Origin of the sequence: Catenuloplanes sp. NPDC051500 (assembly GCF_044454585.1) — a bacterium.
In the GTDB taxonomy this organism is placed as follows: domain Bacteria; phylum Actinomycetota; class Actinomycetes; order Mycobacteriales; family Micromonosporaceae; genus Catenuloplanes.
Genome location: NZ_JBITDX010000026.1, coordinates 1 through 13290, shown reverse-complemented (window position 1 = coordinate 13290; position 13290 = coordinate 1). Strand labels below are relative to the sequence as shown.

Sequence of the window (13290 nt, the reverse complement as noted above, 5' to 3'; positions counted from 1 at the left end):
GTGCTTTTTTTTTTTTTCATAACCCCCCAACCCCCCCCCCCCCCGGGGGGGGGGCCCCCCCCCCCGGGGGGGGGGGGGGGCGGGGCGGGGCCCCCGCCCCCCCGGCTCAGTAGGTGAAGCGGTGCACCGTCTCCGGACGGATGATGATGCGGACCTGGTCCTCGCTCATGATCTCGGCAAGTTCGGCCGCGCGGCGGGGGTCGTCGAGGTCCCAGTAGCGGGCGGCGAGGCGCGCGGCCAGCTCGTGGGCGCCGTCCGGGACGACGATGACCGGGCCGGCGACGGAGATCCAGCGTTCGCGCTCGGTCGCGGGCGCGGCGACCACGATCGACGCGCGCGGGTCGCGGTGCAGGCGGCGCACCTTCGCCGTGTCCGGGCCGGTGAACAGCTGGATCGTGTGGTCGGCCGCGGCCTCGAACCAGACCGGGCGCGGCTGCGGCGGTTGCGGTCCGGCGGCCACGGTCAGGAAGCCGTGCAGCGGGCGGGCGAGGAACTCGAGATCCTCGGGGGTCAGCTCGGTGCTCATGATGACCTTTCGTCGGCTCCCGTATGCACTACCCGGGACGCCGGAGGCCACACCGGTGGCGTGACGGCCGCCGGGAGCGTGACGTGGAAACGGGTGCCGCCGCCCGGGTTGTCCTCGGCCTGGATGAGGCCGCCGTGGCGTTCCGCGATCCGGCGGCAGATGGCCAGGCCGAGTCCGGTTCCGGCATAACCGGCGGTGGCGTGCGCGCGGTGGAAGTCGTTGAAGATCTGGGCGTGCTGGCCGGGCGGGATGCCGATGCCGCGGTCCGCGACCGTCAGCACCACGAAGCCGCCCGGCTGCGCGGCCGAGGTCACGTCCACGCGGGCCGCGCGCCCGGGCGGCGTGTACTTGAGCGCGTTCCCGATCAGGTTGTCGACGACCTGGCGGATCATCCCGGCGTCCACGTGGACCGCGTCGAGCGTACCCACGAAGATCTGTGGGGTTGGTTCGCCGGCCGTGGCCAGGCGCTCGGCGACGACGTCCGCGACGAGCGTGTTCAGGTCGACGTCGGCCAGGGCGAGCGCGCCGTTGCGGGCGTGTGCCATGCCGAGCAGGTCGTCGATCAGGCGGCGCATGCGGCGGCTTGTGGCCGAGACCCGGGCGAGCATGTCCAGGTGGTCCTCGGCGACGGCCGGGGAGGCGGTCAGGTCGTCGAGCAGCAGGTCGACGTAGCCGGTGACCATGGCGAGGGGGTTCTTCAGGTCGTGGGCGACGATTCCGGCGAACGCGGCCAGCTCGGCCTCGCGCTCGCGCAACTGCGTCACGTCGTAGGCGCAGGAGACCGCGCCGACGATCGTGCCGTCCGGGTCGTGCAGCGCGCGGGCGTGGGCCAGCAGGCGGCGCACCGAGCCGTCCGGAAGCGTCCGGACGATCTCCTCGCCGTCGACCGGCTCGTCACGCAGCGCGCGCAGCAGTGGCGCGTCCGCGGCGGTCAACGGCGTGCCGTCCGCGCGGGTCAGGCCGATCTTCTCGATCGTGTCGCGCACGTGGAGCGTGTGCGGGCCGTCGAACCGGGACCGGCCGGTGCGGTTCATGTGCACCACCCAGCCGTCCGCGTCGCAGGTGACGACGGTCAGATCAAGAAGATCAAGGACCTGCACGAGGTACGCGCGTTCCGCCTCCACCGCCCGCCCGGACGCGGACAGCTCGCGGGTGGCGGCCTCGACCTGCGCACGGGCCCGGGACCGGCCGGTGGCGAGCACCCAGATGAGCGCGCCCAGGCACACCGACACCGCCGAGCCGGCCACGGCAAGGATCGTCGGCGTGGCGGTCGGCCGCAGCGCCCTCGCCGACGCGGCGAACCGCAGCGACCAGGCCCGGTTGCCGACCCGGACGTGCGCGCTCCCGGTCAGGTCCCGCTCCCCGGACGCGACAGCGGGCAGCGACGCCACCTCCGCCTGTGCGCCGCGCACGGTGGCCCGCAACGTCACGTCGACCGGGCCTGCGGAATCGTTACGGAGCGCGCCGGTCAGGAAGTCCCGGCCGCGCAGGCCCATCAGCACCCAGCCGGTGACCTCGCGCGCGCCGGTGGCGGTGGTGGTGAGGACCGGCGCGGTCACCACGAACGACAGCTGCCGGACCTCGGACGGCACGGTCGCGTCGCGCAGCAGCCAGTACGCGTCGGAGACGGTCAGCCGCCGCCCGTCCCGCGCGCCGCGTAACGCCTCGGTCGCCTCGTCGGACGCGGCGACGTCCTGGCCGGCCATGGTGTCCGCGTCGCCGTCGAGCGGCGCGCCGAAGACGTAGAAGAAGTGCTCGGCCGCGGACACGTCGACCGGCTGCAGGACCAGCCCGTCCGCGCCGCGCTCCCGCCACAGCCGCTGCGCCGCGGCCACCTCCCCTCGCGCAGCAGGCGCGATGAACGCGATGGCGGTGGCGCCGGGCAGCAGCATCCGCTCGACCGGCGCGACAGCGGTGCCGAAAGCGCTGCCGGTGACCGTGCCCCGGTCGCTGAGCGAGGCCGCGACGAGCGACACCGCGTCGGTGTAGCGGCGGCTCTCCGCGGCGATCCGGGTCGCGACCACGGCCGAGCGCTGGGTGAGCTGCTCGGCGGCGGCGTCCCGGGCACCGGCCGCGACCAGGCCGGCGACCGCGAACGCGAAGCCGATGCCCAGCACCACGACGACGGCCGCGAGCACGGTGGCGCTGCGCCCGGTCGGCATAATCTCATCATCGGCGGGAGAAAACGGCACATTAGCGGACAGCGATCACCACTTTGCCGCGCGCATGACCGTGGGCGATGCGGGCATGGGCGGCGGGGCCCTCGTGCAGCGCATACGTGGCGGCGACCGGGACTGTGAGACGCCCGGCATCGGCAAGTGCGGCGCCAGCGGCGAGCGCGGCGGGCACGCCAGCCGGGTCGACACGCAGCAGGCTTACACCGTGCGTGGCGTTGCGGCTGACAAGCGTGCGGACCCGGTCCGCGCCGCCCGCCAGGGTGACCAGCTCGGAGACGTCACCGTGCCCGCCGATGTCGAGCGCGGCGTCGACGCGGGCGCCGATCCGGTCCGGGAGGCCGGGGCCGTACGCGACAGGCTCCGCACCGAGCGAGGCCAGGAACTCCTGGTTTGCCGGGCCGGCCGTGCCGATCACCCGGATCCCGCGGGCCACAGCGATCTGGACCGCTACCGCGCCCACTCCCCCGCTCGCGCCGTCGAGCAGCAGCGTGTCGCCCTCGCCGATGCCGAGTTCGGTGAGCGCGTGGGACGCGGTGGCGACCCCGCCGGCAGCGCCGCCCGCCTCGGCCCAGGACCAGCGGGCCGATCTGGGCCCCCACAGGTCGAAGACCGCGTGCTCCGCGGTGGCGGCACCGCGTGGGCGGACGCCGTAGACCTCGTCGCCGGGGCGTACGCCCTCCACGCCGGGGCCGACCTCGTCGACGATGCCTGCGGCGTCGACGCCGACGACGTACGGCAGCGGGACCGGGAAGAACTCCTTCCAGGCGCCGGAGCGCAGCGCGTCGTCCGCGGGCGACACCCCCGCGACCCGGACCGCGATCCGGATCTCGCCCGGCCCGGCATGCGGCTCCGGGATCTCGGCGACGGTAAGCACCTCGGGGCCGCCGTAGGCGGCGAACAGCAGAGCCTTCATCACGTGTGCTTTCGTTGTAAGGGATCGTGCACGGCACACGCTAGGAACCGGGGAGGTGCGGCGGCCATGGATCACGCCGAAGTGAGAGACCAGGGCGGAGAGCTGTCTCGGAAGCCGGTCCGGCGTGATGCGGCAGAGAACCGGGAGCGCATCCTGACCGCGGCCCGGCGCCTCTTCGGGCCGGGCGGCGACGCCGTGCACGTGCGCGACGTGGCCCGCGCGGCCGGGGTGTCCGCGGCGACGCTCTACCGCCACTTCCCGGCCCGGCGCGATCTGATGGACGCGGTCGTGGCCGCGCAGGCCGGCACGTGCGCGGCGTCGGTCCGCCGTGCGATCGACGACCCCGATCCGGGGCGTGCGCTGCGGGCCTACATCGAGCACGCGTTCGTGGCGCAGGCCGGCGGCGTGGTGTTCGCGGACGCGATCCGGGCGGCGAACGCGGGGCTTCCCGGCCACGCCGAGCGGGTGGAGCGGTACCGCCGGGACCTCGCGGTACTCGTCGGGCGGGCCCGCGCGGCCGGCGTGGTGCACCCGGACGTGACGGCTGCGGACGTGCTGCTGGTCATCGCGGCCGGCGGCGGCGCGGGCCGCACCTTCGACGCCGCGAGTGACTCGGGCCGGGACTCGGGCCGGGATTCCGCGGCCCGGTCCCGCCGCCTGGCCGGCATCGTCCTCGCCGGCATCGGCATGACGCCCGAACCCTGACTCCCGGCACCAGCGCCCCCGTGAAGCACGCGATGCCCGCCGTGAGGCGCGGCGAGGTGCCGCGGCCCACGGCGGGCATCGCGAAATGGGGTGGGCGGGACCACCCACGGCACTGAGGCCCGCGGGAGCACGCGGGTCCCGGCCACGGCGGGCCGGGGTATATCGATATTTCAGTCTTTTTCGTCGTGCTCCGGCTCTTCGGTCTCGGTCGGTGACGGCGACGTGGAGGGCGCCACGGACGTGGACGGCGTGGGCTTCGGGTGGTTGCCGCGCGGCTTGGGCCGGGACTTGTGCTCGTCGCCGTCGCGGCGGTTTCCGCGCTTGTCGATCGCACGCACCTTCCAGCGGACGTCGCCGGTGAAGGCGGAGAGGTCGGCCGTCAGTTCGTAAGGGGCGGTGGTGTCGGTGGCGACGACCTTGCCGCGGACCAGCAGCGACACGCCCTTCACCCCGGACGCGTCCTTGGCGGACACCGCGACCGTGAGCGTGTTGTTCGCAAGCGAGTAGGACGTCACGGCCAGGCGCGGGCCGGAGCGGTCCCCGCCCTTCTTGGCCTGCGCGGCAGTGGCCGGCACGGTGAGCAGGCCGCCGGTGAGCAACAGGACGGCGGCGGCGGATGCGGCTTTGCGCATGGGCGACTCCTTACGACGATGAACCAGGGGACCGGCGCTTCGGCCGTAATCGGATCCACCTGAGAGAAATCCGGGATCTGGCCGGGACGGCGCACATGCGGCCCGGCCTCGTGTTCTGAGAGTTCGCTGTATGTCGTTGACCGGATGGCCCATCGCCGCTGGATCAACGGACCGTTCTCTCCCCGCCGCAAATTTGACTAACCTGCCCTCAGTGGTCGAAAGGCGAAGTGGGCGCCACGCTTCGTTGAAGGGGCTGTTCGACCTCCGACTGGCGGCGGGCCGCGCTGTTCATCCGCGCGGCCTCGCCGCCGACCGGAGCCCGCGCCGATCGGCAGACGCCTGATCGGGCGTCCCCCGGACCCGCTGTCCGTCGCCTCCGGGCAGCCACGACTACCTTCCGTGTTCGCCCGACCGCATCAACATTGCGGCGGCGATCGTGGAAGGGGACGAGCGGTGCCAGACGAGCGTCCGGTGGACCTGCTGCGACAGCGGCTGCGCCGACTGCACACAAGCGCCGGGCTGCCCAAGGCGGACAGCCTCCGCGAGCACGCGCACCGCCGCGGGCACCGGGTCGGCCGTTCCGCGCTCGCGGCGGTGACCGGCAGCTCCGGCGGCCTGCGCTGGGCGACGGTCGAGGCGTTCGTGGACGGCTGCGCCGGATACGCGGCCAGTCGCAGCCGGCCCATAGCGGCTCAGGAGCTGACCATGACGGCCTGGCGCGAACTCTACGAGCGGGCGTTCCCGCGGCAGCGCGGCACCACCCGGGACGCGGACCGGATCCGGATCGGCCCGGTCCCCCGCCCGGCCGAGTGCCACCAGCCGCGCGTGTCGGCGCGGGGCATCGCGGCCCGGCCGGGACGCTGGCTGCTGACCGGGCCGGGTGGCGCGGGCAAGACGCAGGCCGCCGCGCACCTGGCGGAGGAGTTGTGGCGCGGTCGCGAGATCGACCTGCTGATCTGGATCCCCGCGGTCTCCCAGGAGCAGATCATCAGCGGGTACGCCAGGGCCGCCGCCACGATGGGCCGCCCGCTGGCGGAGGTGCTGGCCGACGAGGACCGCCGCTGGCTGGTGGTGCTTGACGACGTGACCGACGCGGTGGAGCTGGACGGCCTGCTGCCCCCGCCCGGCGGACGCACCGTGATCACCACCCGGCTGCCCGCGGCCGCGTTGCAGGGCCGGGAGGTGCCGCTTGACGCGTTCACCCGGGCCGAGGCGCGCGACTTCCTCCGGACCAGGCTGGCCGCGCACCCCGGCCTCGCGGACGACCTCGACGGCGTCGCCGCGGATCTGGGCGGGCTGCCGCTTGCGGTCGCGCTGGCCGCTTCGCTCATCGTGGAGGAGGGGCTGCCCTGTTCCGGGTACCGGCATCGGCTCGCGGCCCGGGGTGCGGGCGTGCACCGGGACCCGGACCGTGCGGTCGCGGCGTCGCTCGGGCTGTCCGTCGAGGCCGCCGACCGGGCCCGCCCGGCCGGGCTCGCCACGCCACTGCTGGCGCTGGCCGCGGTGCTGGACCCGGCCGGCATCCCGGTCCCGGTGCTGCTCGCCCGCGCGACCCGGGAGTGGTTGTGCCTGCACGCGCCGATCACCGGGCCGCCGGACGAGGGCGAGCTGCGCGCGGCGCTGCACTGCCTGCACCGGCTCGGCCTGATCGTCGCGGACGACACCACTGTCACGCTGCATCCGCTGGTCCGGCGGCTGCTTGTGGACGATCTGTCCGCCGCGGAGCTGGCCGGCGCCGCCTCGGCCGCCGCGGACGCCACGCTTGAGGTCTGGCCCGACCCGGAGTGCGATCCCGGGTACGCCGCCCGGCTGCGGGCCGGAACGGACGCGCTGACCGCCGCCGGTGGCGACCCGGTGGCGCTGCATCCGGTGCGGGCCCGCGCCTGTCACAGCCGTGGCACGTCCGGCGAGCCGGCGGCCGCGGCCTCGGCGGCGTCACACCTGGCGGCGGACACGGCCCGGCTGCTCGGCCCGGACCACCCGCGCACGCTGCTGGCCCGCGGGAACGCGGCCCGCTGGCGTGGCGAGTCGGGTGACGCGGCCGGCGCGGTCACCGCCTACGAGCTGCTGCTCGGCGAGTCCGCCCGGGTGTTCGGCGCGCATCACCCGAACACCTGGACGTGCCGCAGCAACCTCGCCTACGCCCGTGGCCTGGCCGGGGACGTGGCCGGCGCGGTGGCGGCGTTCGCCGGCCTGCTTGCGGACTGCGAGGCGTTGCTCGGGCCGGACCACCCCGGAACCGCGTCGGCGCGCGCGAACCTCGCCCACTGGCGCGCGGTCAGGACCTGACAGGCCAGGAGCCGACAGGTCAGCGCAGGCCGGCGAACAGGTCGTTCTCCGGCAACTGTGCGCCTGTGGTGTCCGCGACCCGCAGGAACGACTCGATCGACAGCATCTGACCGAACGCCTCCCGGCCCATGTTGATGAAGAACGCGCCGTCGCTCTGGCTGCCGTGCGCGGCAAGCGCATCGAACTTCTGGGCGATGACCGCGGAGATGTCCACCTGGGTGGTGATCTCCTCGTCCGGCCAGCCCATCGGCGGCATCTCGTCGAACTCCGGGCTGTCCTCCGGGAGCAGGCCGGCGGTCCGCATCCGCTCGACCATGTCGCGCATCGCCGAGCGCGGGACGACGCTCCAGTAGACCTTGGCCGGGCTGCCGGACAGCTTCACCGCGGCCATGGTGACCCGGTGCGCCTGGATGTGGTCCGGATGACCGTAGCCGCCGTTGTCGTCGTAGGTGACCACGACGTCCGGCTGGTACTTCTCGATCAGCGCGGCGAGCCGGGCCGCGGCCTCGTCCACCGGGGTGCCCCAGAAAGCGCCGGGCGACTCGTTCGTGGCCCAGCCCATCATTCCGGAGTCGTGGTAGCCGAGCGTCTCCAGGTGCGAGACCTTCAGGATGCCGCAGCTGGCCTCCAGCTCGGCGCGGCGGATCGCCACCACCGCGTCCGGGTCGTGGCCGTCGTCGCCGGGCTTCACGCCGTCCGGCCCGTCGCCGCAGCGACCGTCCGTGCAGGTGACGACCACTGTGGTGACGCCCTCGGCCGCGTACCGGGCGAGCACTCCGCCGGTGCTCGTCACCTCGTCGTCGGGGTGGGCGTGAACGGCCATCAGGGTAAGCATGGGTCCAGCCTACGCATGATCGGAACCTGGCTGCCGATCACCCGCAGTAGCCACTGGTGTGTTCACGGCCACGTCTGGTGGTCAGAAGTCGAACGGGTGGGCGGGGTCCGCGTCCCAGCCCGGGTCGCCGGTGGCGGCGAAGCGCAGCCAGGCCGCACGCATCGGGGCGCCGTCCGCGGTCACGTCCGGCCAGGAGAGTCCGTTGAGGATCGGGGCGCCCGCCCAGTCCCGCTCGTCGCCGAACAGCCAGGGCAGCTCGCCACAGTGGGCGCCGCGCAGCGGCAGTGCCGGGCCGGGCGCGCCGATGCGGTACGTGTGCACGCGGGCGCCGCCGGAGGCCAAGAGTTCCGCGAGGTGCTGCGACGGGCGGGTGAACACGCGTGCGGTCGAGGCGGCCTCCAGTCCGGGCACGGTCGCCAGTGGAGTGCCGCGGAAGAAGTAGGCGAGCTCGCGCGCGGCCGTACCCACGATGATCTGGAGGTCTGGGGCGCCGTCGCGGGCCGCGGTGGCCCAGTCGTCCGGCGCGGGCAGCGGGTCCGCCCCCGCGACCGGCATGAACGCGGGCACCAGCCCGCCGACCGTGCGGACGGCCAGGTCACGTTCCGTGCGGATCTGCGCGGCCACGATCTGCGGCACGCTCGCCTCGCGCGGGTCGGCGCCGAGGCGCCGCAGGAACACGGCGGACGCGCGGGCGGACGCGGCCGGGGAGCCCAGCCCGAGGCCCAGCGGCGCGCTCTGCAGGATCGCGCGGTGGAACAGGCCGCGGGCGGACGGCATGCCGAGCAGGCAGGCGACCGCGTGCGCGCCGGACGAGTGCCCGACCAGCGTGATCCGGTCCGGGTCGCCGCCCAGGCGGGCCGCGTTGTCCCGGACCCAGCGCAGCGCGCACAGCTGGTCGGCCAGGCCGAGGTTGCCGGGCGCGAGGCCGGGGGTGCGCAGCCAGCCGAGCGGCCCGATCCTGCTGCCGACCGTGATCACCACGGCGTCGCCCTCGCGGGCCAGGCGGCGCGGATCATAACGGCCCCAGGCGGTGCCGCCGGACCGGAACGCGCCGCCGTGCAGGAAGACCAGCACCGGGCGGCGGGCGTCGTCCGCGGCGGGCGTGGCCACGGTCAGGCGCAGGCAGTCCTCGGTCAGCGGTCCGACCTCGATCATGCCGAGCGGCGAGGTCGGGCGGGAGGCGGGCTGCGGGGGTACGCCCGGGTCGGCGCGGGCGTCCCGCTCGCCGGACCAGGGGGCTTCCGGCACCGGCGGCGCGAATCGTTCCGCGGTGGCGTACCGGACGCCGCGCAGCACGGTCAGGCCCTGCTCACGGTGTCCGCGCAGCAGGCCGCCGGCGACCCGCACCGGTGTCGTGGTCCGGTCCGGGTCCGGTGTGGTCGTGGTCATCGTTTCGCGTCCCCCTCGTGCGCCCGCCGGTCACCGAGGGCTTGGGAGACGGTGTCATGCGGGCCGGGGCCGGTGGACGGGGGCTCCCCGGGGTGGCGCGAGCCCCGGCGTGTCGTCCGCCGGGGCTCGCGTCGCACGTCAGCTCTGGTCGGCGTCCGCGTCGGCCGCGGGCAGGCCCTCGGCCGGGATCAGCTCCGGGTCCTCGATCTCCGGGCGGCCCTCGCGCAGGTGACGGTTGTGACGCGGCTCCTGCTTGGTCTTGGAGTCGTTGAGCTTGCGGCGCAGGTCGTCACGCACGTCGTGCAGCGCGGCCTTGAGGTCCTCCTCCGTCGAGGTGGTGACGATCTTCGGACGGCCGGCGATCCAGCACTCAAGCGTGACCTTCTGCCCCTTGGCCTCGCGGTCCTTGACCGAGACCTCCAGCTCCGTGGCCTCGGTGTCGAACGCGGCCAGGCGGGCGTCAAGCGTGGCGAACTGCTCGGCGATCCAGTTGCGGTCGCCCTGGGAGAATCCCGTGCCCACCCGCAGGCAGGTGTCGACGGTAGCGGGGCTCGCGGCGGCGCTCATGGCAGCTCCTCACATGTGTCCGGTACGGCGTACCCGGGGCTCGTCGGCCCCGTGGCGTGCCGATCACATACCCGCCTTGCGACGATCCAATACGCATTTGCTGCTATTTCATGTCCGCCTCTATCGACGCATTCCTATCCCTCGCTGCGTGTCGTACATACGACATCAACAAGCATCAGACCAGGCGATACTTAACCGGCACGTGACAATGCGGCCGTAGTGTCTTGCCAATTGATCGTCATCACAGCGTGGTCCCGGCGAGTGCGGGATTCCGGAGGGGCGGCATGGCGGAGATACCGGTTACGTCACTGACCATCGGCATCGCGGCCACGCCCGACGACCGCCGGCGGCTCGCCCGGCTCCTCGGCGACACCGAGGCCTTCCTGATCGTCTCCAGTGTCGACCAGGCGCGAAAATTCCTCGACATCGTCAGCTCGCCGGAGTCCACGACCGTGCCGGCCGCGCGCCAGGCGATCATCCGGGACGCGGACCCGGGCAGCGTGGCGGGCGACGCGGTGTTCGCCGGCGGGGTGGCGGGCGACGAGGTCATCGCGCGGAGCCACCCCGGCGACACGGCCGTCCCGTACGGCCGCCCGGACGACACGATCATCGCCCGCGGAGCCGTGGTCACCGCGGCGCTTGCGGCCGTCGCGGCGGACGGCACCGGCACGAGCGGTGAGATCGCCTCACCGGAGCCGCCGCAGCTGCGGGTCGACTCGGACCGGCGGGTGCTGCGCTGGCAGGACCGGGAGATCGACCTGACGCCGCTGGAACACGACTTCCTCAGCTGCCTGGTGGCCTCACCCGGCCAGATCTGGACGTACAAACGCCTGCACCTGGAGGTCTGGGGCAACGAACACCTGGGCCGCGGCTCCGACCTGCACTCGGTGGTCCGCCGCGTGCGCCGCAAACTCGCCTGGCTGGGCGCATCCGCCCACATCCAGTCCGTCCGCGGAGTCGGCTTCCGCTACGCCTCGCACTGAGAGGGCGGACCTTACATTCCCCACTATCGAGGACTGTTGCGATGCATCTCCGTGCCACGCTCAACTCGATTGTCCACAGTGGCCCGACGCGTCGGCGCGAGCTGCCGGTGCGGCCCGCTCCGGCCTGGCTGCTAATACCCGGCCTGATCTTCCTGGCAGCCTCACTGGCCTGCTACGTCCAGTACCAGCGCCGCTTCCCGAGCGGCCCGCTCGACCTCACTGTCTACCTGGGCGGCCTCGACGCGTTCAAGAGCGGCGAGCCGGTCTACCAGATAGGGTACGGCCCGCTGGAGCTGCCGTTCACCTACCCGCCGGCCGCGCTTGTGCTGTTCTACCCGCTGGGCTTGGCAAGCCTGGAGACCACGCATGAGGTATTGAGTGCGCTCAGTTTCGCCGCGACGTTTCTGGTGGCCTGGTGCGTCACCGGGATGCTTCACTACCGGGGCGCGGCAGGCAGGATCGGAGCGTCCGCCGCGATCACCGGCTTCGCGGTGTGGCTGGAACCGGTGCAGACGAACGCCGGCTTCGGCCAGATCAACGCGCTGCTGATGGCGCTCGTGGTCGCGGACCTGACGCTGCTGCGGCGCACCCGCCTCGCCGGCGTGGGCATCGGCGTGGCCGCCGCGATCAAGCTGGTGCCCGGCATCTTCGTGCTGTACCTGCTGGCCACCCGGCGTTTCCGGGCCGCCGCGACCGCGATCGGCGCGTTCCTCGTGCTCAGCGCGATCGGCGTGGCGGCGGTCCCGCACTCGGCGGAGTTCTGGCTGCACGGCCTCTTCATCAGGGACGACCGGGTGACCGGCGGCCTCGGCGGCAACGGCCCCGCCTCCCCGGCGAACCAGTCGCTGCGCGGCTTCTTCGCCCGGATCTTCGACGAGGCGGTATCCGTGCCGTCGACGCCGGCGCTCGTGCTGTGGGCCCTCTGCGCGCTGGCGGTGCTCGTACTCGGGATGATGCTGGCCGTGCGCGCGGAGCGCCGTGGCGAGGGTGCGGCCGCGATGTGCCTGGTGGCGTTGACCGCGCTACTCATCTCGCCGGTCTCGTGGACCCACCATTGGGTGTGGATCGTCCCATTCCTCGTGGTGCTGTCCGATGTGGTGACCCGGCTGCGCGGCACGATGCAGACACTTGCGGCCGGGCTGCCCGCCGTGGTCGCGGCCGTCTTCACCGTCTGGCCGCTGCGGCTGAACGACGCCGCGCAGTTGCAGGCGCACGGCATCATCTGGGTGGCCCACCGGCATGGACCGCTCGGCAACGAGATCGGTCTGCAGATCTATGTCCTTGCCGGACTGGCGGCGCTCGTGCTGGCGGGACTGTGGCTACGTCGCGAACCCGTGGGCGCGGCGGAACCGATCGAAGGGGATGCGGGCCGGGATCCTGCTGTAGACGGGACCGGTGACGTGGCCGATGTGGGGGGCGGCGGACGGCTGCGCAATGGTTGACGCCGCCGTAAACGGCCGGCTGGTCGCGGGCTGTGGCGACGTGTTGTTGCGCTGGCGCGTGGATGCGACAGGGTGGGCCGGTGGGGAGCCCGGGTGTGGGCGTCTCGGATGGTGACGGCGGGTGCGGTCTTTCGGTGCGCGGGGTGTGTCGTCAGCACGACCACCGCAGGGTTCGACGTGGCTCGGAGCGATGGGCTCTGGCGGAGCCCGATGCTCCGGGTCGCCTCGGGGGGCAGCTTTACTGAGGTTTCGTGGTCGGGGTGCGAGTCGGGCACTCCGCGCCCGAAATTTCGTTATATAGGAGCCTCTGACGCGCCTTACCCTGATCGCGGAAGGTCAGTGATGTCCGTCGAAGGCCGAGGGCTACGCACCCGAGGTTTTGTAACTTACTGTGATTTATCGGTCATAATGCCGCGCCATCCCGTCTGTTGGTGGCGTGGGGCGGGTCGGCTGCGGTTCTTTTGCCTCCGGCGGCCCTCCGGGGGGAGCGCTCCGGCTCCGGGGCAACCGGAAGCGCAGGTCAGCTTCGCTGGTAGAGCTTTGTCGGTGGTTGGGTTTCGTGTGGCCTGTCTGCCCCGTCTGCCATCGACCCGGGCAGAGCCGAGCAGATCATCGGCAGGGCCGCCAGCCTTGGTGGTGTTGGCGCCGTCTTGATCGGGTCTCACGAGTCTGCTGGTCACGCTGGGTTCGCCAGGTTTCGGCCCGTGGTTGGGCGCGCGACTTTGGTTGCGCTTCGTGGTGTTGGTATCTGTTCGTTGGTGGCGGCCCTGCCGATGATCTGCTCCCCGATGGGCGGGTCGATGGCAGACGGGGCAGCCAGGCGGTCACCTTT

11 protein-coding genes are annotated in these 13290 nt (G+C 73.2%); 4 read left to right on the top strand and 7 right to left on the bottom strand.

Going from position 1 to position 13290, the window contains the following annotated elements; translation table 11 throughout:
- Positions 1 to 106: 106 nt before the first annotated feature.
- Genes ACIA8K_RS35265 through ACIA8K_RS35255 form a run of 3 tightly spaced genes read right to left on the bottom strand, consistent with a single transcriptional unit; the run spans position 107 to position 3616 of the window.
- Positions 107 to 526: a pyridoxamine 5'-phosphate oxidase family protein gene (locus tag ACIA8K_RS35265; RefSeq protein ID WP_396067356.1), complete on the bottom strand. Its 420-nt coding sequence runs from the start codon at positions 524 to 526 to the stop codon at positions 107 to 109.
- Entirely contained in the window at positions 523 to 2688 is a 2166-nt protein-coding gene (locus tag ACIA8K_RS35260) for an ATP-binding protein (RefSeq protein WP_396067353.1), read from the bottom strand. The genes ACIA8K_RS35265 and ACIA8K_RS35260 overlap by 4 nt, the downstream gene beginning before the upstream one ends.
- A gap of 31 nt (positions 2689 to 2719) precedes the next feature.
- Complete coding sequence (locus tag ACIA8K_RS35255) at positions 2720 to 3616, bottom strand: NADP-dependent oxidoreductase (RefSeq protein ID WP_396067351.1); 897 nt, start codon at positions 3614 to 3616, stop codon at positions 2720 to 2722.
- A 66-nt stretch (positions 3617 to 3682) separates the two neighbouring features.
- Between ACIA8K_RS35255 and ACIA8K_RS35250 the strand changes: the two genes are divergently transcribed.
- A complete protein-coding gene (locus tag ACIA8K_RS35250) occupies positions 3683 to 4321 on the top strand; it encodes a TetR/AcrR family transcriptional regulator (RefSeq protein ID WP_396067349.1) in 639 nt (212 codons plus the stop codon).
- Positions 4322 to 4491: 170 nt separating this feature from the next.
- On the opposite strand, the gene ACIA8K_RS35245 is transcribed toward ACIA8K_RS35250, so the two are convergent.
- The gene (locus ACIA8K_RS35245) at positions 4492 to 4953 is read right to left on the bottom strand and encodes an Ig-like domain-containing protein (protein WP_396067347.1); all 462 of its coding nucleotides are present in this window, start codon (positions 4951 to 4953) and stop codon (positions 4492 to 4494) included.
- A 453-nt stretch (positions 4954 to 5406) separates the two neighbouring features.
- Between ACIA8K_RS35245 and ACIA8K_RS35240 the strand changes: the two genes are divergently transcribed.
- Complete coding sequence (locus tag ACIA8K_RS35240) at positions 5407 to 7242, top strand: Kinesin light chain 2 (RefSeq protein ID WP_396067344.1); 1836 nt, start codon at positions 5407 to 5409, stop codon at positions 7240 to 7242.
- Positions 7243 to 7261: 19 nt separating this feature from the next.
- On the opposite strand, the gene ACIA8K_RS35235 is transcribed toward ACIA8K_RS35240, so the two are convergent.
- From ACIA8K_RS35235 to ACIA8K_RS35225, 3 genes are all read right to left on the bottom strand, one after another.
- Entirely contained in the window at positions 7262 to 8077 is an 816-nt protein-coding gene (locus ACIA8K_RS35235; RefSeq protein ID WP_396067342.1) for a PIG-L family deacetylase, read from the bottom strand.
- A gap of 81 nt (positions 8078 to 8158) precedes the next feature.
- Positions 8159 to 9466, bottom strand: a complete 1308-nt coding sequence (locus tag ACIA8K_RS35230; protein ID WP_396067339.1) for a carboxylesterase family protein — start codon at positions 9464 to 9466, stop codon at positions 8159 to 8161.
- Positions 9467 to 9604: 138 nt separating this feature from the next.
- Positions 9605 to 10033, bottom strand: a complete 429-nt coding sequence (locus tag ACIA8K_RS35225) for an HPF/RaiA family ribosome-associated protein (protein ID WP_396067337.1) — start codon at positions 10031 to 10033, stop codon at positions 9605 to 9607.
- A gap of 284 nt (positions 10034 to 10317) precedes the next feature.
- Here ACIA8K_RS35225 and ACIA8K_RS35220 point away from each other — a divergent pair, with 284 nt between their 5' ends.
- Both ACIA8K_RS35220 and ACIA8K_RS35215 read left to right on the top strand, forming a co-directional pair.
- A complete protein-coding gene (locus tag ACIA8K_RS35220; protein WP_396067335.1) occupies positions 10318 to 11016 on the top strand; it encodes a winged helix-turn-helix domain-containing protein in 699 nt (232 codons plus the stop codon).
- Between the two features lie 41 nt (positions 11017 to 11057).
- Positions 11058 to 12458, top strand: a complete 1401-nt coding sequence (locus tag ACIA8K_RS35215; RefSeq protein ID WP_396067331.1) for a glycosyltransferase 87 family protein — start codon at positions 11058 to 11060, stop codon at positions 12456 to 12458.
- Positions 12459 to 13290: the final 832 nt, after the last annotated feature.